The sequence below is a fragment of the Nocardioides sp. P5_E3 genome (assembly GCF_054049275.1).
The window spans coordinates 95,776-118,759 of record NZ_JBFUMR010000012.1 but is presented as its reverse complement, the minus strand read 5'-3'; the positions used below and the strand labels follow the sequence as shown (position 1 = coordinate 118,759).

Genomic DNA, 22,984 nt, shown 5'->3' with positions numbered 1-22,984 from the left:
AGTACTTCCCCAAAAGCACCGACCTGTCGCTCTACCAGCTCGACTACCTCGACCACGTCGCCGCCAAGCTCAACCGCAGGCCCCGCAAGACCCTCGGCTGGAAGACACCGGCACAGGCACTCGACGAACTACTGTCGAACCCACCAAAACCAACCGGTGTTGCATCCACCGCTTGAATCCGCCCCCGAAGGAAGGTGGCTCACGCACCGCCCAGGACGTCAGCCGAGGGCAGCAGTCAGCGCGATCTCGACCATCTCGCCGAAGGTCTGCTCGCGCTCCTGGGAGGTGGTCTCCTCGCCGGTGACGATGTGGTCGGAGACGGTGCAGATCGCGAGCGCGCGGCGGCCGTGCTTGGCGGCGAGGGTGTAGAGCGCGCTGGCCTCCATCTCGACGGCGAGCACGCCGTACGTCACCATCTCGCCGAGGAGCTCGGGACGGGCCGGGTAGAAGGAGTCGCTCGAGAAGATCAGGCCGACGTGGAAGGGCGAGCCGTCGCGTGCCTCGGCTGCCTCGACCGCGCCGCGCAGCAGGCCGAAGTCCGCGACGGGGGCGTAGTCGATGCCGTGGAAGGCGATCCGGTTCATGGAGGAGTCGGTGCACGCGCCGGAGGCGATGATGACGTCGCGCACCCCGACGCGGTCGGTGACCGCGCCGCACGAGCCGACGCGCACGATGGACTGGACGTCGTAGTCGGTGAAGAGCTCGTTGACGTAGATCGCCATCGACGGCTGGCCCATCCCGGACCCCTGCACGGAGACCGGGTGGCCGTTCCAGCTGCCGGTGAAGCCGTACATCCCGCGCACCTCGCTGTAGCAGCGCGCGTCGTCGAGGAACGTCTCGGCGATCCACTTGGCCCGCAGGGGGTCGCCGGGCAGCAGGACGGTGGGGGCGATGTCGCCGGTCTGGGCGCCGATGTGGGTGCTCACGGCGCCCAGCCTAGGGAGTCCCGGGGACAAGGGCAGTGGCGACTCAGCCGGCGTTGGCGACGATCTCGTTCGGCGTGTGCGGCAGGTCGAGGCTCGACACGACCCGGCCGCGGTCGAGGTCGACGACGTGGACGCGGTCGCGGTCCGGGTCGGTGACGTACGCCGTCGCGCCGACGACGTGCAGCGCCGGACGGGGCTGCTGCCAGTCGAGCGGCTCGCGCCAGCGTCCGACCACGTCGATCGCGTCCACCCGGTCGCCGGTCTCGGGGTCGACGACGTGGATCGCACCGTCGGTCCCCAGGACGAGCGCCTCACCCTCCGGCCCGCGACCGAGCGAGCGGAAGCTGTAGCTCGTGCCGAGGTCCACCAGGCGCAGGGAGGCGTCGCGGGTGTCGACGAGCGCGACCCGCGTGGGGCGCTCCAGCTCGGCGCCGGGGTCGGTCTTGTAGTCGCCGAGCAGCACCGGGGAGACCTCCGAGCCCGACTGGTTGCCGATGCGCCCGTACGCGTCCGGGCTGGCCACCTTGGTCATCTGGCGACCGTCCACCACGACCGCCCCGTCCTCGCACCCGAAGACGGCGACGTCCTCGGCGAAGGCCTCGCCGTGCACGCCGGGGCACTCGTCGGTCTCGGTGAGCACCGCGCCGGACGGGCTGACCAGGCGGACGCCCGATCGTGACTCCTCGTCGCCGACGGTCAGCAGCAGGTTGCGGTCCACGAGGCGTACGGCGACGCCGTGGTGGGCCTCGTCGGCGGCGGCCGTCGACACCTGCGGTGCCCCGTCGGCCAGGTCGTCGGGGTCGAGCACGGTGATCGTGCCGGTGCCGTCGTCGAAGAGCGTGGTGATGCCGTCGTGGGCCACGACGTGCCCGGCCTCCGCCGCCTCGAGCAGCACGCCGGTCAGGCCGGGGTCGCCTGCGTAGTGGTGCGCGTGTTCGCCGTGCTCGTGCCCCCACGACCCGAGGTCGAGGACGTGCCAGCCCAGGTTGCCGCTGACGAGCGCGTGGCGGCCGTCGCCGGCGGCCGAGACGCGGACGAAGCCCTCCATCGCCTCGTCGACGATGACCTCACCGCTGGCGACGTCGACGACCATCACGCCGCCGTCGTGGGTGAGTGCCAGGCGCGGCGTCGCGGCCGCGACCTCGGTGCCCACCGGCTCCCGCGCGGAGTCGGTGGCAGGTTCGGTGTCGGTGGAGCCGCCGGGCTCGCTGGCGGTGCCGCAGGCGGAGGCTCCCGTCACGACGAGGGTGGCAAGCAGGACAGGGAGACGAGTCGGCTTCATGAGAACGATTCTCAACACAGATGAGAACCATTGTCAAAGAGGTACGGCGCTAGCCTGACGCCGTGAGCCCCGAACGCCTTCTCCCGCACGTCGCCCTCTCCGCCCACGCGCACAACCGGATGGGGCTCCGGCGGACCGACGACGCCTGGCTCGTCGAGCAGATGGCCGACCCCGCCACCCGCGTCCTCGTCGTGGCGGGCAACCGGATCCGCCCGGTCGACGGTGCCGTCAGGTGGGTCGGTCCGGAGGAGGCGCCCGAGGGCACCCTCGTGCTGCTCGGTGACAGCGACGGCGTGGTGCACCTGGCCGTCATCGTGGCGCCGGGCGAGGCGCCCGGCGAGGCCGAGGAGTGGGTGCCGCTCCGCTCGGTGCTGACCCTGCTCGCAGAGGGCAGCCCGCAGCATGCGCCGCTCGTCATGCACGCCATCGGTCTGGCCGAGTGGCACCACGCCACGCGGTTCTGCCCACGCTGCGGCGGCACCCTCGCCAGCCGGTCGGCCGGGCACGAGCTGCGGTGCACGCAGTGCGACCGTGCCCAGTTCCCGCGCACCGACCCGGCCGTGATCATGGCCATCACCCACGGCGAGGGGGAGGACGAGGCGATCCTGCTCGGTCGCAACACCGCCTGGCCGGCCGGTCGCTGGTCCACCCTCGCGGGATTCTGCGAGCCGGGGGAGACCCTCGAGGACGCCGTGCGCCGCGAGGTGATGGAGGAGGTCGGCGTGCAGGTCGGCGAGGTCGCCTACTTCGGCAGCCAACCCTGGCCGCTGCCGGCAAGCCTGATGCTCGGCTTCACCGGACGCGCCGTGACCACCGACATCGACGTCGACGGCGCGGAGATCGAGGAGGCGCGGTGGTGGACACGCGCCGCCTTCGAGGCCGCCGGCCGGTCGGGCGAGCTCGTGGTGCCCCGCGGCATCTCGATCTCGTCCTCGCTCATCGAGAGCTGGTTCGGCCGCCCGCTCGACGGCCCCGGTTGGGACTGAGGTCGACGCCGCTCAGGCGCAGTTGTCGCAGATGCCCGTGGCGGGCAGCGCGAGGAAGCAGGTCGGGCACAGCTTGTCGACCCGGTCGCTGGCCGCGACACGCGGGCGCGAGGTCGTCGCACGCGTGGTGGTCGCCCGCGGCGTACGAGGCGTGGTCGAGCGCGTGCCCGGCACCCGCTGGGGAGCCGGCGGGGAGTCGTCGCGGATGTCGAAGCCGAGCCGCACGAGGTGCTTGCTCGCTCCGGCACCGCCACCGGGGATGTCGGCGGGGGTGAGGGTGCGCCCGGTCGCGAGGCCGTGCGCGATGCCGGCGATCGCCGCGGCGTCGTACTCCTTGCCGTGGTGCATCAGCACGTGCGTCGACACTCCGCCGCGCACCAGCATGTAGTTGGCCCCACCCGCGGCGTCCCAGGTCTCCATCGCGGTGAGGACGTGGTCGCGGTCGATCGAGTTCAGCAGTGACACGACGTCAGGCTAACCCCGGCGTGGTGCGGGCTCCACGCCAGCGTCACGAGATCGCGGCCAGCTTCTCCTTGACCTGCGCCACCGACGGGTTCGTCAGCGTGCTGCCGTCGGAGAAGAGCAGGGTGGGCACGGTCTGGTTGCCGCCGTTGGCCTGCTCGACGGTGAGCGCGGCCTCGGGCTGCTGCTCGATGTCGACCATCGAGAACTCGATGCCCTCGCGGTCGAGCTGGCTCTTGAGGCGGTGGCAGTAACCGCACCACGGGGTGCTGAACATCGTGAAGGTCATGGATCGAGTGTCCCCTCCGGCGTCTAGGGTTGAGGAGGAGGGTGGTCGACACCCTCCACCAGCCCCAACCACGACGTCGCAGGAGTTGTTCCGTTGCTCGAAGCGCTCGACCCCGAGCAGCGACAGGTAGCCGAGGCGCTGCGCGGACCCGTGCGGGTCCTGGCCGGCGCCGGCACCGGCAAGACCCGCGCGGTCACCCACCGGATCGCCCACGGCGTCAGCCAGGGCGTCTACGCGCCTACCGAGGTGCTGGCGCTGTCGTTCACGACTCGCGCGGCGGGTGAAATGCGTGAGCGGCTGCGTGCCCTCGGGGCGCCGGGGGTGCAGGCGCGGACCTTCCACTCCGCCGCGCTGCGCCAGCTGCGGTTCTTCTGGCCGCGGGTCCACCAGCGCGAGCTGCCCGAGCTCGTCCAGTCCAAGCTGGCGATGCTCGCACTCGCCGCGCGACGACAGCGGCTCGGCGTCGACCAGGCCACGCTGCGTGACCTCGCCAGCGAGATCGAGTGGGCCAAGGTCTCCAACGTCGGCCCCGACAGCTACGCCGCGATCGCCCGCACCCGCGGCCGTGCGGTGTCCAACCTCGACCCCGAGGTCGTGGCCCGTGCCTTCGACGCCTACGAGGAGGTCAAGCGCGGCCAGGGCCGGATGGACATGGAGGACGTGCTGCTGTTCGGCGCCGGGCTCCTCGCCGACAACGAGGCGGTGGCCGCCCAGGTCCGCCGCCAGTACAAGTGGTTCGTCGTCGACGAGTTCCAGGACGTCTCACCCCTCCAGCACGCCCTGCTCGACCTCTGGCTCGGCGGGCGCGACGAGCTGTGCGTCGTGGGTGACCCCGCCCAGACGATCTACTCCTTCGCCGGTGCCGACGCGCGCTACCTGCGTGAGTTCACCCAGCGCTTCCCCTCTGCCACGAGCGTCGACCTGGTCCGCAACTACCGCTCGACCCCCGAGGTCGTCGCCGCGGCCAACCAGCTGCTCGCCGGCACGCCCAGCAAGGGTGTCGACCTCGTCGCCCAGCGTCCCGCCGGCGCCCGCATCACGTGGCGCGAGGCCACCGACGAGGTCGCCGAGGCCGAGGCCGTCGCCGACCGGGTGACCGCCCTGCGCGCCTCCGGCACCCCGGCCAGCCGGATGGCCGTGCTGCTGCGCATCAACGCCCAGTCCGAGCGCTTCGAGGAGGCCCTCGCGGCTCGCGGGATCCCCTACGTCGTACGCGGCGCTGCGCGGTTCTTCGACCGTCCCGAGGTGCGGCAGGCGATCACCCTCGTCCGGGGCGCGGCCCGCTCGGGCGAGGCGTCCGGCCCGGTGTCCGAGGCGGTGGTGGCCGTGCTCTCGCAGATGGGCCACTCCACCGAGCCCCCCGAGGGCAGGGGAGAGGTCCGCAACCGGTGGGAGTCCCTGCAGGCGCTCGTCGACCTGTCGGCCGACTTCGGCCGCGAGCGTCCCGAGGCGGGCGTCGGCGACTTCGTCGACGACCTCGACCGTCGCGCCAGCGAGCAGCACGCGCCGGTGGCGGACGCCGTCACCCTCGCGACGATCCACTCCGCCAAGGGCCTGGAGTGGGACGCCGTCTTCGTGGCCGGCATGCACGAGAAGATGATGCCGATCTCGCAGGCGCAGACGCCCGCCGAGATCGAGGAGGAACGCCGCCTCCTCTACGTCGCGATGACCCGCGCCCGCGACGAGCTCACTGTGTCGTGGGCCACCGCCCGGGAGCCGGGCGGCCGCTCGACGCGCGGCAGCTCGCCGTTCCTCGCGCCCCTGCTCGACGGCGTGCCCGGCGTGTCCGCGCAGCGGCGCGAGCGCACCAAGCGCAACCGCGCCGCGATGCACTGCCGCGAGTGCGGCAAGGCGCTGTCGACGGCGTCGGAGAAGAAGATCGGCCGCTGCGCCGACTGCCCCGCTTCTTACGACGAGGCGCTCTTCGAGCGGCTCCGGGAGTGGCGCCTGGCGCGGTCCGCGGAGGACAGCGTGCCGGCGTTCGTGGTGTTCACCGACGCGACCCTGCAGCTGATCGCGGAGCACGTCCCCACCGACGAGACGGGCCTGCGCAAGATCAGCGGCGTCGGCCCGAGCAAGATCGCCAAGTACGGCGACGAGGTGCTCGCGCTGGTCGCCGCAGCCGGCGACTGACGGTGCGCACGGGCGCCGAAGGGCGCTCGGGAAAAGAAATCTCGGTAATACCCATTAAATGGTTTGCCCCTGACGATGTGAGGGGTCTAACGTTCCCTTTCACAACAACCCGCGCATGGGATCGCTGACAACGATCCGCGCCCGACGCCCCGAAGGAGGTGGCCCCCATGGAGAACTACACGAAGACCATGACGGCTTGGACGCCGTCCTTCGGCATGCCCGCTGCAGGCCACCGCTGCGCCACTGATGTGCGCGTCCTCGGTGTCGATGTTGCAGCTGCGCTCCAGGGGACCGCTGTGTCCATCGAGCGCGTCAAGGGCGTCTTCCCGGGTCTTCCAGCCTGGAGTCCACCGACGAGTTGAGACAACTCGCATCGGCAGCCTCCAGGCCGCGGAACCCGAAACCCGGGATCCGCGGCCTTTCTGTTTGTCCCAGTGAGTCACACACCGCGATCAGGTCAACGAGGAGGAGGTGAACAACATGACCATCAGCGTTCTCGACCGCAACCGAGCTGCCGACAAGACCGAGGTGGAGCCCCAGGCCCCGCTCGGAGCCCTGCACGACGCAGCTGCCGGAGTGAATGAGGAGCTGCTGCCCTGCCGCGTCAACGACGCAGAGCTGTGGTTTGCCGAGTCCCCCGCGGACGTGGAGCAGGCCAAGGCCCTCTGCATCGACTGCCCCGTGCAGGCGCTGTGCCTCGACGGAGCCCTCGAGCGGCGTGAGCCGTGGGGCGTCTGGGGAGGCGAGCTCTTCCTCCAGGGCGTGGTGATCCCGCGCAAGCGGCCGCGAGGCCGGCCCCGCAAGTCCGAGCAGGTCGCCGCTCAGGCCGGCCAGAACCAGAAGGACGGGGCCGCCGCGTAGGCGCCACCGCTCCACCACCTCCGGAGAAGTACAGGAACACATCAGCCATGAAGACCTACCGAAATGGACGAAACGACATGAATCTCATGCATGAAGAACTCGCACGCGCGCAAATGACCGCGCGCCTGGGAGAGGCGCACGAACTGCGGCGAGGCCACCAGCTGGCCCTGGCCCGTCGTATGAGCCGCAAGGCCGAGCAGGCCGCGCAGCAGGCGCGTCTCGCCCTCGCTCGCGCGATCTGACGTGTTCCGAGGCCGACCTGGCCTCGGGACGGCTCTCGCCCTGATCGCGGGTGAGCACACACAGCGAGCCGGTACGTCGTCACCGTGACGACGTACCGGTTCGCTGCCATTTCCGGTGTGTCCGGCCTCCTCGCGACCGCGTCGCGCGGGGGTAGCCTCGAGGCGTGACCGACCTCGTGACGTGCGACTTCTGCGGCACCCAGGCACCCGAGGGGGAGGCCCTCACGTGGACGACCTCGGTCGAGAACGGCCGGCGGCGCGCCTACTGCGACACCTGCTCGCGCACCCACCTGAGGGCGATGGAGAGCAAGCTCGACAGCGAGTGGTGGTGACCCGACCCGATCAGCCGGCGTCGAACCCCGCGTCGAACCAGGCGCACCCGCAGTAGGGGTGGCGCTGCCAGCGTCGCGCGGCCGGCACCGGGTCGTGGTCGACGCGCCACGACGTGAGCCACGTGTGCGGCAGCTCGCTCCGCGACCATGAGGCGAGGTCGCGGGCGACCGCTCCGGCGGCGAGCGCGAGCAACGGCCTCGGGACCGCTCCCGGTGCGGCGCGATCGCCCTCGTCGAGCACCGCGGCGGCCACGCACCGTGCGCACGGTCCGACGCCGGGCGCGATCCACGGGCCGACGTCGACGGCGTAGGGCTGCACGCCCACCAGCACGTGGGGCAGCGAGTCGACGCACCACGCGTCGACCGTGGCCGAGACCAGGCGTGCGGGGGTCACCGCGATCCCGACGGGGGCGTTGCGGTCGAGGACGACCCCGGCCGCTGTGAGCGCGGCGACGACGGTCCCGGCCCAGGCGTCAGGGCAGTCGAGCTGCGCGCGTGTGCCGCCGGCGTACGACGGGGGGACGGGGCGGGTGGGCACCCTCCGACGGTGCCACGACGGCGATGGGCGCGGGCCGTCGTCCACAGGGCGCACCACCACCAGAAGCAGCAGCAGACGCAGCAGCGGCGCCACCCGAGGGGTGACGCCGCTGCAATGAGCTCAAGAGCTGAGGCTCACGCCTTGCCGAGGATGCGGTTCAAGTTGGTGCCGCAGACCGGGCAGACGCCCTTGGCCATCTTGGTGCCCTTGTCGTTGACCTTGATCTCGCCCTCCGCCTCGCGCTTCTCCTTGCACTTGACGCAGTAGAACTCACCGCTCCAGGTCTCCGCCATGACGGCCTCCTTGCTTGTTTTCTTGGTCGTCGCGACGGGGAAGTCTCTCGGGGAAGCCCGCCGGGGAGAGCCGACGGTTGCCAGCACTCCGCCGACGACCCTACGCCACGCGTGAGCCACGCTCACGCACCACACGCGCTGAGCGTGAATCCGGGTCATTTCACGCTCAGCGGGATCAGTACCCTCGGGGCCATGCCAGAGACCTCTGCAGACCTCGCCCACCTCCGCCTCGAGCGCCCCTCCGAGGGGGTCGTCCTGCTGACCCTCGACAACCCCGGGATGCGCAACGCGATGAGCGACGAGATGACCTCGTCGTGGGTCGCAGCCATCGATCAGGTCGCCGCCGACCCGTCCGTGCGCGCGGTCGTGGTGACGGGGGAGGGGAGCGCCTTCTGCTCCGGTGGCAACACCTCGTGGATCGCCAGCGAGCCCGACGCGAGCGTGGACCGGCTGCGGTCCCGGATGCTGCCGTTCTACCGGGCCTGGCTGTCGATCCGGCGCCTCGAGGTGCCCACCATCGCTGCCGTCAACGGAGCCGCCATCGGGGCCGGCCTGTGCCTCGCCCTCGCCTGCGACATCCGCTACGCCGCGGACGGCGCCAAGCTCGGCGTGCCCTTCAACAAGCTCGGCATGCACGCCGGCATGGCCGGCACCTGGCTGCTGCCCGACGTGGTCGGCCCCGCCCACGCTCGCGACCTGCTCCTCACCGGCCGCGTCGTGGAGGCCGAGGAGGCGCTGCGGCTCGGGCTGGTCTCGCGCGTCATCGACAAGGGGTCCTTCCTCGACGAGGTGCTCGAGACGGCGGCCGGCATCGCTGCGACCGCCCCGATCGCGGCGCGCCTGACCAAGATCGCGCTCGCCGACGGCGGCCACGCCGACTTCGAGGCCGCGCTCCAGTGGGAGGCCCTCGCCCAGCCGATGACGCTCGCGACCGCCGACCTGCAGGAGGGCATCGCGGCCGCGAAGGAGAAGCGGTCCCCGGAGTTCCGCGGACGCTGACCCGCGCGAGGCCCCCGGCGGGGGAACGAAGAAGGGGCCCCGCAGCCCTCCGACGCCTGCCTTCCCCAGCTGGCGTCGAGGAGCCGTGGGGCCCTTCTGGCCGCAAACCTAGGGCCGGCCACCCGCGCGGTCAACGGGTGGGTGTCCACCCCTGTGGACAGGCCTGTGGAGACGGTGTGCACCGCGGTCCCTCGGGCGTGGACGAAGCCGTCGCGCGTGGGGAGGACCCTGTGCGCGACACGCCCGGCGCGATCGCCGTACTGTGCGGGTGACCAGCGGTTTCACCCGCGACGGGGCTGTGGAGGAGAAGAAGTTGGGCGAGGAGTCGACGGCGGGCACCCACCGCGGCCCCGTGGCGACCCTGCGACGCATCGCGTTCCTGATGGAGCGCCAGCGCGAGGAGACCCGCCGGATCGAGGCCTTCCGCAAGGCGGCGCGCACGATCCTGCCGCTGCCCGAGGACGAGGTACGCCGTCGCGCGGCCGACGGGACGCTCACCGAGCTGACCGGCATCGGCCCCAGCACCGCCGCCGCCATCACCGACGCGTGCAACGGGGTCGTCCCCGAGCGCCTCGTGAAGCTCGAGGCGACCGCCGGGCCCCTGGCGCGTGGCGGGGAGGAGCTGCGGGCGAGGCTGCGGGGCGACCTGCACTCCCACTCCGACTGGTCCGACGGCGGCTCGCCGCTGGAGGAGATGGCGATGACGGCCATGGAGCTGGGCCACGACTACCTCGTGCTCACCGACCACAGCCCACGGCTGCGGGTGGCCAACGGGCTGAGCGCCGAGCGGCTGACGCGCCAGCTCGGGGTCGTGGACGCCGTCAACGAGCACCTCGGCGGGTCGTTCACCCTGCTGAAGGGGATCGAGGTGGACATCCTCGACGACGGGTCGCTCGACCAGACCCCGGAGATGCTGGGCCGGCTCGACGTCCGCGTCGCCTCGGTGCACTCCAAGCTCAAGATGGACGCCGCCCCGATGACGAAGCGGATGGTCGCCGCCGTCCGCAATCCGCACACCAACGTCCTCGGCCACTGCACCGGCCGCCTGGTGACCGGCAACCGGGGCGTGCGGCCGCAGAGCCAGTTCGACGCGAAGGCGGTGTTCACCGCCTGCGCGGAGGAGGGCGTGGCCGTGGAGATCAACTCGCGGCCCGAGCGCCGCGACCCGCCCACCAGGCTGCTCGAGCTCGCCCGCGACCTCGGGTGCCTGTTCTCCATCGACTCCGACGCCCATGCGCCCGGCCAGCTCGACATGCTCGACTACGGCGCCGTCCGCGCCACCGAGGCCGGGATCGACCCCGATCGGATCGTCACCACCTGGGAGCGCGACCGGCTGCTGGAGTGGGCCGCGGCCCGGCTCTGAGCGTGGCTCCGCCCCCGCGAGTCCACCCCCGGGTGTGGGTGGCGGGGGCTAGGTTCGGCACATGAGCACCCCGGCCAGCCCGCCCGACGTGGAGGTGCGCCGCTCGCGCCGCCGCCGCCGGACGGTCTCGGCCTACCGCGACGGCGACCGCATCGTCGTGCTCATCCCGGCCGCCATGAGCAAGCGCGACGAGGCGACGTGGGTCGCCGACATGGTCGCGCGCATCGAGCGGCAGGAGAAGCGCCGGCTGCGCTCCGACGACGACCTGGTGGCCCGCGCCGCCAAGCTCAACGACCTCTACCTCGGGGGCCTCGCGGTCCCTGCCTCGGTGCGCTGGGTGACCAACCAGAACGCCCGCTGGGGCTCGTGCACCCCCGGCGACCGCACCATCCGGCTCAGCGACCGGCTGCAGAGGGTGCCCGGCTGGGTCGTGGACTACGTGCTGGTGCACGAGCTGGCCCACCTGCTGGAGTCGGGCCACACGCCGGCGTTCTGGGCGTGGGTCGACCGCTACCCCCGTGCGGACAAGGCCAAGGGCTACCTCGAGGGCTACTCCGCAGCCGCCCGGCTCGAGCCGCCCCCGGGCGTCGACGAGGACTGAGCCGAGGACTGACGCACCCGCGCGACTGCGGCCTCGATGAGGACGTACATGTCGTCGAACGTCGCCGGCAACGCGTCGACCGGCCACCAGCGCACGTCGAGCGACTCCTCGCTCGTGGCGTGTGCGGCGTCCGGCTCGGCGGTGGCCAGGAACCGCACGTCGAGGTGGTGGACGGTGCCGCGGTCGGAGCAGAACTCGACCGCGTGCTCGTCGAGCGACAGCGGCGCCTCGTCGAAGTCGAACGACGTCAGCCCGGACTCCTCGACCAGCTCGCGCCGGGCGCCGCCGGCCAGCGAGGCGTCGCCGGGCTCGAGGTGGCCGCCGAAGGCCAGCCACGCGTCGGCCTTGCGGTGGTGGTTGAGGAGCACCGCGCCTGCGTCGGGGGAGACGACGATCGCGCCAGCGGTGAGGTGGTCGGGGAAGCACGCCTTGGCCAGGCCGTCGGGGTGCGCGGCCAGGTGGGCGAGGTAGCGGTCGCGGAGTGCGCCCTGCTCAGGCGTCGGCGCGACCCAGTCCGACAGCGTGGCGACGGCGTTCGCGTGGAGCGTCACTCGGCGGGGCGGGTGCCGCTGTCGCCGCCGTCGAGCAGGTCGCGCAGGCCGGCGTCGAACTCCTCCTCGGACAGCTCGCCGGGCGTCACCGAGTCCTCCCGGAAGCCCAGCGGGTCGTCGAGGTCGGCGGCGGTGGGCAGCAGGTGCGGCGACATCCAGACGCCGTCGCGAGCCTCGGCGCCCTGGCGCGTGCGGAGCGAGCCCCAGAGGACCGACGCGTCCCGGAGTCGGCGGGGCCGCAGCTCGAGGCCGACGAGGGTGGCGAAGGTCTGCTCGGCCGGTCCGCCCGCGGCGCGCCGGCGGCGTACGGTCTCCTGCAGCTTGGCCGCGGCGGGCATCCGCTCGGCCGTGGCCTGGCTGACGACCTCGTCGACCCAGCCCTCCACGAGCGCGAGGGTCACCTCGAGCTTCTCCAGCGCGGCCTTCTGCGCGGCCGACGGCTCGGGGTCGAAGAGCCCGCCCGCGAGGGCGTCCTGCATGGCCTCGGGGTTGGTCATGTCGACCTCGCGCAGCTTGGTCTCCATCCCGGAGGTGTCGAAGTCCATGCCTGCGCCGTACTCCGATACCGCCCCGATGAGGTGGTCGCGCAGCCACGGCACGCCGGCGAACAGCCGCTGGTGGGCGGCCTCGCGGAGCGCGAGGTAGAGCAGCACGTCGTCGGCGGAGACATCGGGCAGCTCCTCGGCGAACGCCGCGACGTTGGTGGGGAGCAGTGCGGCCTTCCCGGTCGGGCCGAGGGGCAGGCCGATGTCGGAGGCGCTGAGCACGTCACCGGCGAGCGCGCCCAGGCCGCTGCCGACCTGGGAGGCGACCATCGCGCCGCTCGCCTTGCCGAGCATCGCCATGAGGGGGCCGGCGAGCTGCTTCATCTCCTCGGGCATCGCCTGGCCCAGGGCCTGGGTGGCGGAGCCGGCGATCGGCTCCACGAGCACCTTCCAGACCGGGATCGTCTCGACGATCCACTCGGCCCGCGACCACGCGGCGGTGGTGGTCACGCCCGAGGGGAACTCGGTGGTGGTGTCGAGCCAGTGGTCGGCGAGGCGCACGGCGTCGGCGACCGCGCCCGACTGCGCGGGGCTGACGGTCGGGTCGGGCTCCTGGGCCGCGGCCCGGCGGGCCAGGTCGGTGACCGTCTCCCAGTTGACCGGTCCGTCGTGCGGCGCGAAGAAGGACTGCATCTGCGCCATCAGCGAGTTGAGGTCGGGCAGCCCGCCTCCCGGGCCGAACCCGCCCATCTGGGAGAAGATCTGCTCGAAGGGCGTGCCCTTGAAGGGGTTGTTGTCGTCGGGACCCTGACCGGACGATCCGGGACCACCGGGGGTGTCACTCATGGCGTCCACGGTACCCACCGCGCCCAGCAGCGGCACCCCTAGACTCGGCCGGGTGAGCCACCCCTCGTCCGATGCCGTGCGCCTCGTCGCCATCCGCGACACCCCGCTCGACGTGACCGAGGTCCTCGACGCGCTCGGCGACGACGGTGCCGGTGGCCTCACCCTGTTCGTGGGCCAGGTCCGCGACCACGACGGCGGGAAGGGCGTCACGGCGCTCGACTACTCCGCGCACCCGACCGCTCTGGCCCGGCTCGAGGACGTCTGCCGGCAGGTGGCCGCCGACCACGACGTCCGGGGCGTCGCGGCCGTGCACCGGGTGGGCGAGCTGCGGATCGGGGACCTCGCGGTCGTCGTCGCCACGACCGCGGCCCACCGCGGCGACGCCTTCGCGGCCTCGCGCGCCCTCATCGACACGTTGAAGGCCGAGGTGCCGATCTGGAAGCACCAGGTCTTCGACGACAAGACAGAGGAGTGGGTCGGCACGCCGTAGGGCCTCCCGGTCCGGACCCTTCGCGGCCCCTACCCTCGACGTGTGGAGATCCTGCTGTGGCTCGTGCCGTCGGCCGTCGTGGCCGTCGCGGCGATGGTGTGGGTGTCGTGGGCCGGGCGGGACGGCCGCGGCGAGGTCGACCGCGACGTCGCCGTCGAGCGCCTCGGCCGGGCCCTCACCAAGGAGCCGCCGGCGGGCACACGTCGTACGTCGGCACGGGTGCGCGACCGCAGCACCGGCATCGCTGTGCGGCCCAGCCACGGGGCCGGCCCGGGCGACGGCGCCACCCGACGCGCCTCCTGAGCGACGCGCGTTGCCGCGGAGTTGCCGCCGTTTGAGAGAGTTGCGCCCATGACTCAGCGGACCAGGGCGGGATTGCTCGCGCTGTGCCTGCTGGCAGTGCTCTGGGCGACGGCTGCGTTCGTGCCCCTGCCATACGTCACCTACTACCCAGGACCGACCGTCGACATACTCGCCAAGAACGCCGGCAACGAGATCGTCGAGGTCGCCGGCCACAAGGCCTACTACGACGACGGCGAGCTGCGGATGACGACCGTATACGTCAGCACGCCGCAGGAGGACGTGAGCCTCCCCGAGCTCCTGCGCGCCTACTTCGACCCCGACGCCGCGGTCTGGCCGCGCTCCTCGATCTATGCCCCCGAGGAGACCGACGAGTCGAGCGACCGCCAGTCCGAGGCCGCGATGGTGTCCTCCCAGGACACCGCGGTCGCAGCGGCGCTGACCCAGCTCGGCGAGAAGGTCGACCCGCTCGTGGAGGTCCTCGACGTGACCCCGGGCCTGCCGGCCGACGGCAAGCTCGAGGTGCGCGACGTGCTGCTGCGGGTGGGTGGCACCAAGGTCACCGGGCCCGAGGACGTCGTCGACGCCGTCGACGCCGCGTCGCCCGGTGAGCCGGTCGCGTTCGTCGTACGCCGTGGGAAGAAGGAGGTGGCCGTCGACGTGACCCCTGAGAAGGTCGACGGTGACCTCCGCATCGGCATCACGCCGGGCGTCGGCTTCGACTTCCCCTTCCAGGTCAGCGTCGACATCGCCGACAACATCGGCGGGCCCAGCGCCGGGCTGATGATGTCGCTGGCCATCTACGACACCCTCACCCCGGGCTCGCTGACCGGTGGCGCCGACATCGCCGGCACCGGCACCATCACGCCGGCCGGCAAGGTCGGACCGATCGGCGGCATCCAGCAAAAGATCGCCGCCGCCCGCGACGCCGGCGCGGAGCTGTTCCTCGTCCCGGCCGACAACTGCGACGCCATCGGGGGAGTGGATCCCGGCGACATGCGCCTGGCGAAGGCCACCACGATGGACGGTGCCGTGAAGACCCTGGACGACTGGGTCGCCGACCCCGACGCCGTCCTCCCCAGCTGCGAGGAGACCGCCTCATGACGAGCCCCACCGACCCGACCCCCGACGCCGTCCCCGACCCCGGCGCTCCCGACGCGCTCCCCGAGGACCCGGCCCTGGCGGCGGCGGTCCTCGAGATCGAGGCGCACGTCGCCCAGGAGGGGTGGGACCAGCCGGCCCGGCTGTACGCCCTCGTCGACACCGCGACGCTCGTGGCCCAGGAGCCGGCGCTCGCCGCCGCGATGGCGATCGACGGCCCCGGCGCCGACGGGTCGTTCACGCCCATCGAGCAGGACGGGCTGCCACCCGGCCAGGTGCTCGAGGACGCGCTGCACACCATCGCCTGGCCCGAGAGCGTCGCCGGGTGCGCCGCCGTCATCGAGCGGCTCGTGCTCCCGCCCGCCATCGATGACGAGATCCCCGACGAGCCCACCGCGGCGGAGCTGTTCGCACGCGAGCACCCCGATCGCCAGGAGGTGCGGATGGTCGCCGGCGTGACCCGCGCCGGGGCGTCGTACTGCGCCCTGCGCCTGCGCGCTCACGACGACGAGCAGTCGGTGGTCAACGGCACCGAGCTGGTCCCCGGTCTCCTCGACCTCCTCCACGCGACGTTGCACGACCCGTCCCACGACCTCGCGCACGACACCCAGCCCCGCCCCGACGAGAACCCCTGAGGCCATGAGCAATCCCTTCGACCGACCCAGCGGACCCACCGGACCCGACGGCCCCCAGCGGCCCGGGGGCAACGGAGGATCGGGCGGCGCGCGTCCGGCGACCGCGTCACGCCGACCCGGCGCGCTGGTCATCACCGCCATCGTCCTCGTCCTCGCCTTCATGCTGCTCAGCGCCTTCGCGTCCTTCTGGACCGAGCGGCTGTGGTTCGGTTCCGTCGGCTACCAGGAGGTCTTCACGACGCTCCTGCTCACCCGCATCGGGCTGTTCTTCGTCTTCGCCGGGCTGATGGCCGCCGTCGTCGCGGTGGCGATGGCGATGGCCTACCGCTACCGGCCCGTCCTGTGGCCCGGCATGCCGGGGATGCCCGACGACGGGATGGACCGGTACCGCCAGCTCCTCGCGCCGCGCATGGGCTGGGTCATCGGTGTGGCTGCCGCCGTGATGGGCCTCTTCGCCGGTGCGTCGGCGTCGGGTCAGTGGCGCAGCTACTCCCTGTGGCGGCACAGCAAGGAGTTCGGCACGACCGACCCCTACTTCAACAAGGACGTCGGCTTCTACGTCTTCGACCTGCCGTTCTGGCACTACCTCATCGACTTCGTGATGGCCCTGGCCGTCGTCGGCCTCATCGCCTCGCTGCTGATGAACTACCTGTTCGGCGGCATCCGGCTCTCCGCCCGTCCCGGCGAGCGGCTCACCAGCGCCGCGCAGATCCAGGTCTCCGCGCTGCTGGCGCTCTTCGTGCTGGCCAAGGCCGTGGACTACTGGCTCGACCGCTTCGACCTGGTCACCAACTCCGGCTCGATCTTCACCGGCATGGGCTACACCGACGACAAGGCCGTGCTGCCCGCCAAGGAGATCCTCGCCGGCATCGCGATCGTCTGCGCCCTGCTGTTCCTCGCCAACATCTGGCGGCGCACGTGGCTGCTGCCGTCGGTCGGCGTCGCCCTGTTCGCGCTCTCCGCGATCATCCTCGGCCTGATCGTCCCGACGCTCGTCCAGGCGATCCGGGTCAACCCCAACGTGCCGGACCGCGAGGGCCCCTACATCAAGGCCAACATCGACGCGACCCGCGCGGCCTACCAGCTCGACCAGATCGATGTCCGCGACGTGGGCGGCACGGCCGTCACCGGTGACGACGAGCTCGAGGTGCTCGACGACACGACGGACGGCATCCCCCTGGTCGACCCGCAGATCGTGAGCGAGATCTTCGAGCAGCAGCAGCAGGTCCGCGCGTACTACTCGGTTCCCAACGTGCTCGACGTGGACCGCTACGAGTTCGACGGCAAGGACCGCGCCGTGGTGCTGGGCGTGCGCGAGCTCGACCAGAGCGGACTCGCCGAGGGCGACCAGAACTGGTCGAACCTCCACACCGCCTACACCCACGGCAACGGTGTGATCGCGGCCTACGCCAACCAGCGACCCGAGGACGACTCGGTCCAGCAGACCGGTATCCAGTGGGCCGAGGGCCAGGAGGCCGACGAGGACGCGCTGACCCGCCTCGCGGGCGAGGACGGCTACGAGACGCGCGTCTACTTCGGCGAGCAGAGCCCCAGCTACAGCATCGTCGGCCAACGTCCTGGCGGGGCGCCGGTCGAGTTCGACCTGCCGCGCGGGGACCGCAGCGAGGACGAGGTCGCGACGACGTACGACGGCAAGGCCGGCGTCCCGATCGGCAACATCTTCAGCCAGCTGCTCTACGCGGTGCGCTTCAGCGAGCCCAACCTGCTGCTGTCGAGCCGCGTGCACGAGAACTCGAAGATCCTCTATGACCGCAACCCGCGCCAGATGGTCGAGAAGGTCGCCCCGTGGCTGACCGTCGACTCCGACCCCTACCCGGCCGTGGTGGACGGGCGGATCCAGTGGATCCTCGACGGCTACACGGTCACCGACAAGTACCCGCTCTCCCAGCGCGAGTCGCTGGAGGAGATGACCGACGACTCCCTGCAGGAGAACACCGGCTTCCAGACGCTGCCGACCGACGAGATCAACTACCTCCGCAACTCGGTGAAGGCCACGGTCGACGCCTACGACGGCACGGTGACGCTCTACGAGTGGGACGAGGAGGACCCGATCCTGCAGGCGTGGGAGGAGGTCTTCCCCGACGTCGTCCAGCCGAAGGAGGACATCCCCGACGCGCTGACCGAGCACCTGCGCTACCCCGAGGACTTCTTCAAGGCCCAGCGCTTCCAGTTCCAGCGCTACCACGAGACCTCGGCGTCGGCGTGGTTCGAGGGCTCGAGCCGCTGGGAGGTCCCGAGCGACCCGCAGCGCACCACCCGCCTGCAGCCGCCGTACCGCCTCTTCACCGACACCGGCGACGGCGAGACGTGGTCGCTGACGTCCGTCTACGTGCCGCGGCGCAAGGAGAACAACCTCGCGGCCTACATGGCGGTCAACAGCGACGCGACCAGCTCCGACTACGGCAAGGTCTCGGTGCTGCAGCTGCCCAACGAGCCGTCGGGTGGTCCGCTGCAGATCGCCAACACGTTCGCCACCAACGAGGACGTCAGCCAGGCGCTCCTGCCCTACACGACCGGCGACGCCGACCGCGTGCCCGGCAACCTGCTGACGCTGCCGATCGGCGACACGTTCATGTACGTGCAACCGGTCTACACGCGCCGAGCCGGCGAGTCGAACTTCCCGATCCTGCGCTTCGTGCTGGTCTCCTACGAGGGCAACGTCGGCATCGGCGAGACCCTGCGCGGAGCAATTGCCGACTCGCTGATCTTCGCCGACGACGGCGGACGGGACCAGAACCAGTCCCCGCAACCCACGGACGAGCCCAGCCCGACCGACGGGCCCAGCGCCGAGCCGTCGCAGTCGCCGGGCTCGCAGCCGACACAACAGCCCGGGGGAGAGGCCACCGTCGCGGAGCTGCTGCAGGAGGCGAAGGACAAGTTCGCCCAGGCTGACGAGGCCCAGCGCCAGGGGGACACGGTGCGGTGGGCCCGGCTGATGGAGCAGGGACGCCGGCTCGTCGACCAGGCTGTGCGCCAGATCGGCTGACCCCGATTTGGGCGCGGCCGCCCACCCCTGTAATGTTCTGTTCACCGACGCGGGGTGGAGCAGCTCGGTAGCTCGCTGGGCTCATAACCCAGAGGTCGCAGGTTCAAATCCTGCCCCCGCTACAAAGTTTCAGGCTCGGAGATCAATGATCTCCGAGCCTGAAAGCATTTGAGACTTGATCCAGCTGGCACAAGCCCGCCAGAAACCCCTCGGCCAGGCACTGGTGAGCCGCCACAGCGAGCAGCACGCTCAACTGGCGCACCGACGGCAGGGGCCCATGCGCATGAGAGCGTGCGTGCAGCGGGAATGAGTGCAGGTGGGGTGTCGTTGCGCGAGCATCGACCCTAGGAGTGATGAAGATGGCTTCGGACCCGCAGCGGAACAAGGAGAACGTCCAGGCGTTCTACGACCTCATGTTCAATCAGTGCCGTCCACGCGAGGCCATCGAGCGGTACGCGGGCGAGGACTACCGGCAGCACAACCCTCACGTTGCGGACGGCAAGGAAGCGTTCATCGAATACTTCGAGCGCATGGCCGAGGAGTATCCCGGCAAGCACGTTGACTTCGTTCGGTCCGTCGCAGAAGGCGATCACGTAGTGCTTCACTGCCACCAGACTTGGCCGGGCTCGGATGACTACGCGGGCATCGACATCTTCAGGCTCGACGCAGACGGCAAGGTCGTCGAGCACTGGGATGTACTGCAGGTGCTTCCCGACGCATCAGCCAACGACAACGGAATGTTCTGACGACCGCCATGTCTGATCCGAACCAGCTGAACTGCCTCTGCTATTGGACTGGGGAGCCTGGGGCCTCCTGGCGTCGCCGGGCGTGGCAGACATTGAGAGCGCGGGCTCACCGCCTCAGGCATGACCGGCAGCGCCGTCACGACGCCTAGATCTACCCGCTCATCGACAGGTCCGGATGTCCCCTCCCGACAGGCGGCGCGATGACGCAGCCCGGTCAGTAGCCCCCGCCGCCCGTTCCGCCGCCACCATTGCCTCCGCTGTAAACCGCCAGCAGCACGATGACGACGGCGACGAGAACTGCCGCCGCGACCACGATCCATCGAGTGCTCGACTTCATAGGCTCCCTCCATCGCGAAGAGCGTAGGTCGATCCGAGCTGAAACAGCGGACTGCTCTTCACCTTCCTTGAGCCACTTACGCGTGCCTCAGTGTGCCCACTCAGCCCCTCGCCTCCCCGGTGCTGTGCCGTCGCCAAGATGCCGTCGCCGCAAGGTCAGCGCCGGGAGGCGGCGGTGTGGCTCAACTTCAAGCGCGCGGATCGAGTCAGCGGAGATCAGTTGCTAGCCAATTTCTTGCCGCTACGTGGCCCGCGCCCTCCGTCGCCTGATGGAAACACGGCCGCAGCTGCTTGGCGGAGCATGGGAGCGATGCCCAGCGGATGTTCGCCCTGGAGCCTCTACTGCAAGAGGAGATGGTGCAATTCTGCGGCGAACCGTTCAGGGGCGCTCTCATCCGGCGCGTTGTGATCGGCATCCTTCAGCGTGAGATGGCGCGCCTGCGGGATGACCGCACTCAACTGTTCCAAGACGCCGGTGAGATAGCCGGGCGACACTGTCCCCGAGACCAGGAACGTGTTCGCTGTGATCGTGGCGAAGTCCGAGCCGTCGCCGTCCGAGAGAGCGACCTCGTCCAGCTCGGCTGGGGTGGTCGACATCAGGTCCCGCATCTCGCTACGGCGGCCGACCAGTAGCCAGGCGAGGACCCAGCACACCGGGTAGGGCGTCCACGGGAGCGGGATCAACCGCGTTGCATGGAGAAACAATGCCATCGCCCGGACGTGCTTGCCCCGCGTGAGCAGACTCCGGAACTCCGAACGGAAGGAAAGGTCAAACGACCCGTTGATAGAGATCCCCGGTTCGTAGACCACTAGCCGGTCGATGTCGGGGTTCGACCGTGCGGCGGTGAGCGCGATGAGGCCGCCGTAGCTGTGTCCGAACAACATCCGTGCGCCAACGGCGTCCGCGACCGCTTGGAGGTCATCGACTTCCCGGTCCATCGAATACCCAGGCCCTTGAGGACCGCTGTTCCCCCTGCCGCGGCGCTCGATGACGCAGACCGAGAACCCGTCCACCAACGCTGCGGCCAGCCGGTCGTAGTTGTGCGCCATGCGGTTGTTGCCCGGCACGATCACCAGCGCGGGACCCGTCCCCGTCAAGCGGTACTCGATGGTGGTGCCGTCTGCAGAGTCGATGATGTGCGTGACGGCGCTCATGCCCTCGATAGTCCATCATGGCGCCTTCACGACGCGACAGAGCCCGCAGCGCACTTCTGGCCCCGACTCCGCGCGGGGTCGAGGCCAGAAGTACCGCTTCAGGCGCCGTGGTCAGGCGTGGTGGTCAGGTGCCGTGGTCAGGCGACTGATGGGTGCCTGGTGCGGTCGAGCTCACCTTCCGCGTCGCTGCGGGTGCTGTGCTGGGCGGCGTCGAGTCCGGCGAGGTAGCCGAAGACCAGGCCGAGGGAGATGGTCCCGCCGGCGCCTCCGTAGAAGCCCTTGGTGGGGGCACCGCCGGCGTTGCCGGCCGCGTAGAGCCCGGCGATGGCGCGGCCGTCGGTGCTGAGTGCGCGGCCGCGGGCATCGGTCCGGGGCCCGCCGACCGTGCCGAGCGCGCTGGCGTGGACCTCCAGGGAGTAGAAGGGCGCCTCGTCGACGGGGCCGAGGACGCTGGACCTCGGGCTGTCGAGCACGGGGCGGATGATCCGCGCCAGCGGCCCGACCACGACCGAGCGCAGCTTCTCGGGGTTGTTGCTCCGCGCGGCGCGCCCGGCGAGCTTGTTGACGACGGGACCGATCAGTGCGGCGAGCCGCTGGCGGGCCTTCGCGGTGGCGGCGGGGAACCGTGCGTCGGGCGAGTAGCTGCCCAGGCGGGGGTAGTAGGCGCCGAAGTAGCGGTCGAACAGGGTCTCGCCGCGCTGGAACTCAGGGTCGTGGCCCTGCCGTGCGCTGGAGTTGAAGCGCTTGACGCTCGCCCGCAGCGCTGCCTCGTCCACGCCGATGTCGTTCGCGAGCTCGGACAGGGTGTCGGCTCGGTGGAGGTAGTCCGGCGCCTCGCCTCCGGGGGTGATGCCGAAGATGCCGAACTTGTCCCAGTAGGTCTGGTCGAAGATCAGCCACGCCGTGGCGTTGGGCATGGTCCCGGTCTCGGGGTCGACCTCGCGCATGATGGCGCCGAACTGGTCGTAGGCCAGGGCCTCGTTGGCGAACCGCTCGCCCTTGCTGTTGACCATGATGCTGTGCGGGAGGGCGCGTTCGCCGAGGAACACGCGGCTCAGCGGCCGGCCTTCGAGCTCCTCGCCCGGCAGCTGCACTCCGGGCATCCACCACGCGTCCTGCATGCCGGTCAGGTCGGCACCGATCTCCTCCGCGAGCTGGACGGCGATGCCGTCGTGACCGTCGGGCGAGACCTGCACGCCGAAGGGCGCCTGGAGGTGGGTGGTGGTCAGCTCGGTCGAGCTCTCGAACCCGCCGCTGGCCAGGACGACACCGCGCGCAGCGCGCACGGTGTGCTCGACCCCGTCGGCGCGTACGACGACACCGCTCACCATGCTGTCGTCGGCGAGCAGTCGTACGGCAGGGGCCTCGACGCGAACGTCAACTCCGGCGCGCAGACCTGCTTCGAGCAGCGCTCCGACGAGGGCGGGGCCGGCGAGCCAGGCCTGGTCGATGCCCATGCCACCGAGCAGCCAGAACGGCAGGGGGTTCTTGGCCATGCCGGTGGTCAGGGCCGGACGGACGAACTTCGCGGCCTCGCCGAGCCCTTCGGGGGAGTACGGGCCGGGGAAGAGGGCGCGGCCGATGGAGGCTCCGTCGATGTCGGAGCGGTAATCGGGCCAGATGGTGGGGATCCAACCGAAGGCGGTGTGCTCCTCGATGTAGCGGGCGACGTGGGGGCCGGTCTCGAGAAACTTCTCGACGAGGGCGTGGTCGAGGACCTGGTCCCTGCCCTGGCCGTAGATGTAGCGCCGCGCTTGGTCGAGGTCGTCGCGGACCTTGAGCTGCTTGGTCGAGAAACCGTGGTTGGGGATCCACGCTGCTCCGGCGGAGATGCCGGTCGCGCCTCCGACGAGCTCGCGCGACTCCACGACCAGGACGCGCGCACCCTGCTTGGCAGCGGTGAGCGCTGCCATCAGACCGGCACCTCCCGATCCGACGACGACGACGTCCACCTCGTCCGGGATGCCCTTCTCGGACACCGTCCCGATGGAGCCGGTGAACTGGCTGGATGTGCTGGTCATGTTC

Annotated in this window: 25 protein-coding genes, 1 tRNA gene and 1 pseudogene; 16 read left to right on the top strand and 11 right to left on the bottom strand. The window is 71.1% G+C overall.

Translation table 11 applies throughout. The features are described from left to right. Nucleotides 1-176 (top strand): annotated as a pseudogene (locus ACXJKB_RS09985) (IS30 family transposase); the annotation flags it as partial. A 42-nt stretch (nt 177-218) separates the two neighbouring features. Here the strand turns inward: ACXJKB_RS09985 and deoD are convergent. Beyond that, the gene (gene deoD, locus ACXJKB_RS09980) at nt 219-926 is read right to left on the bottom strand and encodes a purine-nucleoside phosphorylase (protein WP_457187869.1); all 708 of its coding nucleotides are present in this window, start codon (nt 924-926) and stop codon (nt 219-221) included. Between the two features lie 43 nt (nt 927-969). Further along, nucleotides 970-2,208 carry a zinc metallochaperone AztD gene (gene aztD, locus ACXJKB_RS09975; protein ID WP_457187867.1) on the bottom strand — a complete coding sequence of 413 codons (1,239 nt, stop codon included), beginning with the start codon at nt 2,206-2,208 and terminating at the stop codon, nt 970-972. Between the two features lie 62 nt (nt 2,209-2,270). Here aztD and nudC point away from each other — a divergent pair, with 62 nt between their 5' ends. Continuing rightward, nucleotides 2,271-3,194 (top strand): NAD(+) diphosphatase, encoded by a 924-nt coding sequence (nudC, locus tag ACXJKB_RS09970; protein WP_457187865.1) that lies wholly within the window; start codon nt 2,271-2,273, stop codon nt 3,192-3,194. A 12-nt stretch (nt 3,195-3,206) separates the two neighbouring features. Here nudC and ACXJKB_RS09965 read toward each other — a convergent pair whose 3' ends face one another. Together ACXJKB_RS09965 and ACXJKB_RS09960 are read right to left on the bottom strand one after the other, a co-directional pair. After that, nucleotides 3,207-3,659 (bottom strand): hypothetical protein, encoded by a 453-nt coding sequence (locus ACXJKB_RS09965; RefSeq protein ID WP_457187863.1) that lies wholly within the window; start codon nt 3,657-3,659, stop codon nt 3,207-3,209. 43 nt (nt 3,660-3,702) lie between these two features. After that, nucleotides 3,703-3,945 (bottom strand): mycoredoxin, encoded by a 243-nt coding sequence (locus tag ACXJKB_RS09960; RefSeq protein ID WP_300050907.1) that lies wholly within the window; start codon nt 3,943-3,945, stop codon nt 3,703-3,705. 93 nt (nt 3,946-4,038) lie between these two features. Here ACXJKB_RS09960 and ACXJKB_RS09955 point away from each other — a divergent pair, with 93 nt between their 5' ends. From ACXJKB_RS09955 to ACXJKB_RS09940, 4 genes are all read left to right on the top strand, one after another. Continuing rightward, nucleotides 4,039-6,078, top strand: coding sequence for an ATP-dependent DNA helicase UvrD2 (locus ACXJKB_RS09955; RefSeq protein WP_457187860.1), 2,040 nt, complete (start codon nt 4,039-4,041; stop codon nt 6,076-6,078). A gap of 480 nt (nt 6,079-6,558) precedes the next feature. Continuing rightward, nucleotides 6,559-6,939, top strand: coding sequence for a WhiB family transcriptional regulator (locus ACXJKB_RS09950; RefSeq protein WP_457187858.1), 381 nt, complete (start codon nt 6,559-6,561; stop codon nt 6,937-6,939). A 47-nt stretch (nt 6,940-6,986) separates the two neighbouring features. Continuing rightward, complete coding sequence (locus tag ACXJKB_RS09945; RefSeq protein WP_191195012.1) at nt 6,987-7,181, top strand: hypothetical protein; 195 nt, start codon at nt 6,987-6,989, stop codon at nt 7,179-7,181. Between the two features lie 164 nt (nt 7,182-7,345). Then, nucleotides 7,346-7,513: a hypothetical protein gene (locus tag ACXJKB_RS09940; protein ID WP_457187856.1), complete on the top strand. Its 168-nt coding sequence runs from the start codon at nt 7,346-7,348 to the stop codon at nt 7,511-7,513. A 10-nt stretch (nt 7,514-7,523) separates the two neighbouring features. Here the strand turns inward: ACXJKB_RS09940 and ACXJKB_RS09935 are convergent, their stop codons facing one another. Together ACXJKB_RS09935 and ACXJKB_RS09930 are read right to left on the bottom strand one after the other, a co-directional pair. Then, nucleotides 7,524-8,051, bottom strand: a complete 528-nt coding sequence (locus tag ACXJKB_RS09935) for a hypothetical protein (protein WP_457187854.1) — start codon at nt 8,049-8,051, stop codon at nt 7,524-7,526. 134 nt (nt 8,052-8,185) lie between these two features. Beyond that, nucleotides 8,186-8,344: a DUF5679 domain-containing protein gene (locus ACXJKB_RS09930; RefSeq protein ID WP_090969683.1), complete on the bottom strand. Its 159-nt coding sequence runs from the start codon at nt 8,342-8,344 to the stop codon at nt 8,186-8,188. 192 nt (nt 8,345-8,536) lie between these two features. Here ACXJKB_RS09930 and ACXJKB_RS09925 point away from each other — a divergent pair, with 192 nt between their 5' ends. From ACXJKB_RS09925 to ACXJKB_RS09915, 3 genes are all read left to right on the top strand, one after another. Continuing rightward, nucleotides 8,537-9,343, top strand: coding sequence for an enoyl-CoA hydratase/isomerase family protein (locus ACXJKB_RS09925; RefSeq protein ID WP_457187852.1), 807 nt, complete (start codon nt 8,537-8,539; stop codon nt 9,341-9,343). Nucleotides 9,344-9,611: 268 nt separating this feature from the next. Next, on the top strand, nt 9,612-10,706 hold the full coding sequence (locus ACXJKB_RS09920; RefSeq protein WP_457187850.1) for a PHP domain-containing protein: 1,095 nt from the start codon (nt 9,612-9,614) through the stop codon (nt 10,704-10,706). Between the two features lie 61 nt (nt 10,707-10,767). After that, nucleotides 10,768-11,307: a M48 metallopeptidase family protein gene (locus ACXJKB_RS09915; protein WP_457187848.1), complete on the top strand. Its 540-nt coding sequence runs from the start codon at nt 10,768-10,770 to the stop codon at nt 11,305-11,307. On the opposite strand, the gene ACXJKB_RS09910 is transcribed toward ACXJKB_RS09915, so the two are convergent. Both ACXJKB_RS09910 and ACXJKB_RS09905 read right to left on the bottom strand, forming a co-directional pair. Then, nucleotides 11,256-11,858 carry an NUDIX hydrolase gene (locus tag ACXJKB_RS09910; RefSeq protein ID WP_457187846.1) on the bottom strand — a complete coding sequence of 201 codons (603 nt, stop codon included), beginning with the start codon at nt 11,856-11,858 and terminating at the stop codon, nt 11,256-11,258. The genes ACXJKB_RS09915 and ACXJKB_RS09910 overlap by 52 nt on opposite strands. Beyond that, nucleotides 11,855-13,189 (bottom strand): zinc-dependent metalloprotease, encoded by a 1,335-nt coding sequence (locus tag ACXJKB_RS09905; RefSeq protein ID WP_457187844.1) that lies wholly within the window; start codon nt 13,187-13,189, stop codon nt 11,855-11,857. The genes ACXJKB_RS09910 and ACXJKB_RS09905 overlap by 4 nt, the downstream gene beginning before the upstream one ends. Before the next feature lie 52 nt (nt 13,190-13,241). On the opposite strand from ACXJKB_RS09905, the gene ACXJKB_RS09900 reads away from it, so the two are divergent. From ACXJKB_RS09900 to ACXJKB_RS09870, 7 genes are all read left to right on the top strand, one after another. Further along, a complete protein-coding gene (locus ACXJKB_RS09900) occupies nt 13,242-13,679 on the top strand; it encodes a molybdenum cofactor biosynthesis protein MoaE (protein WP_457187842.1) in 438 nt (145 codons plus the stop codon). 42 nt (nt 13,680-13,721) lie between these two features. Beyond that, nucleotides 13,722-13,982: a hypothetical protein gene (locus ACXJKB_RS09895; RefSeq protein ID WP_457187841.1), complete on the top strand. Its 261-nt coding sequence runs from the start codon at nt 13,722-13,724 to the stop codon at nt 13,980-13,982. 48 nt (nt 13,983-14,030) lie between these two features. Then, nucleotides 14,031-15,083 (top strand): YlbL family protein, encoded by a 1,053-nt coding sequence (locus ACXJKB_RS09890; RefSeq protein ID WP_457187840.1) that lies wholly within the window; start codon nt 14,031-14,033, stop codon nt 15,081-15,083. Next, a complete protein-coding gene (locus tag ACXJKB_RS09885; protein ID WP_457187838.1) occupies nt 15,080-15,715 on the top strand; it encodes a PPA1309 family protein in 636 nt (211 codons plus the stop codon). Before ACXJKB_RS09890 ends, ACXJKB_RS09885 begins: the two co-directional genes overlap by 4 nt. 4 nt (nt 15,716-15,719) lie before the next feature. Continuing rightward, the gene (locus ACXJKB_RS09880; protein WP_457187836.1) at nt 15,720-18,722 is read left to right on the top strand and encodes a UPF0182 family membrane protein; all 3,003 of its coding nucleotides are present in this window, start codon (nt 15,720-15,722) and stop codon (nt 18,720-18,722) included. A 48-nt stretch (nt 18,723-18,770) separates the two neighbouring features. Further along, nucleotides 18,771-18,844 (top strand) — tRNA-Met (locus ACXJKB_RS09875). A 231-nt stretch (nt 18,845-19,075) separates the two neighbouring features. Continuing rightward, nucleotides 19,076-19,468 carry a nuclear transport factor 2 family protein gene (locus ACXJKB_RS09870; RefSeq protein WP_457187834.1) on the top strand — a complete coding sequence of 131 codons (393 nt, stop codon included), beginning with the start codon at nt 19,076-19,078 and terminating at the stop codon, nt 19,466-19,468. A 214-nt stretch (nt 19,469-19,682) separates the two neighbouring features. On the opposite strand, the gene ACXJKB_RS09865 is transcribed toward ACXJKB_RS09870, so the two are convergent. From ACXJKB_RS09865 to ACXJKB_RS09855, 3 genes are all read right to left on the bottom strand, one after another. Continuing rightward, nucleotides 19,683-19,805 carry a hypothetical protein gene (locus ACXJKB_RS09865; protein WP_457187832.1) on the bottom strand — a complete coding sequence of 41 codons (123 nt, stop codon included), beginning with the start codon at nt 19,803-19,805 and terminating at the stop codon, nt 19,683-19,685. A gap of 338 nt (nt 19,806-20,143) precedes the next feature. Then, nucleotides 20,144-20,959 carry an alpha/beta fold hydrolase gene (locus tag ACXJKB_RS09860; RefSeq protein ID WP_457187830.1) on the bottom strand — a complete coding sequence of 272 codons (816 nt, stop codon included), beginning with the start codon at nt 20,957-20,959 and terminating at the stop codon, nt 20,144-20,146. A 137-nt stretch (nt 20,960-21,096) separates the two neighbouring features. Beyond that, nucleotides 21,097-22,980, bottom strand: coding sequence for an FAD-dependent oxidoreductase (locus ACXJKB_RS09855; protein WP_457187828.1), 1,884 nt, complete (start codon nt 22,978-22,980; stop codon nt 21,097-21,099). Between the last annotated feature and the right edge of the window lie 4 nt (nt 22,981-22,984).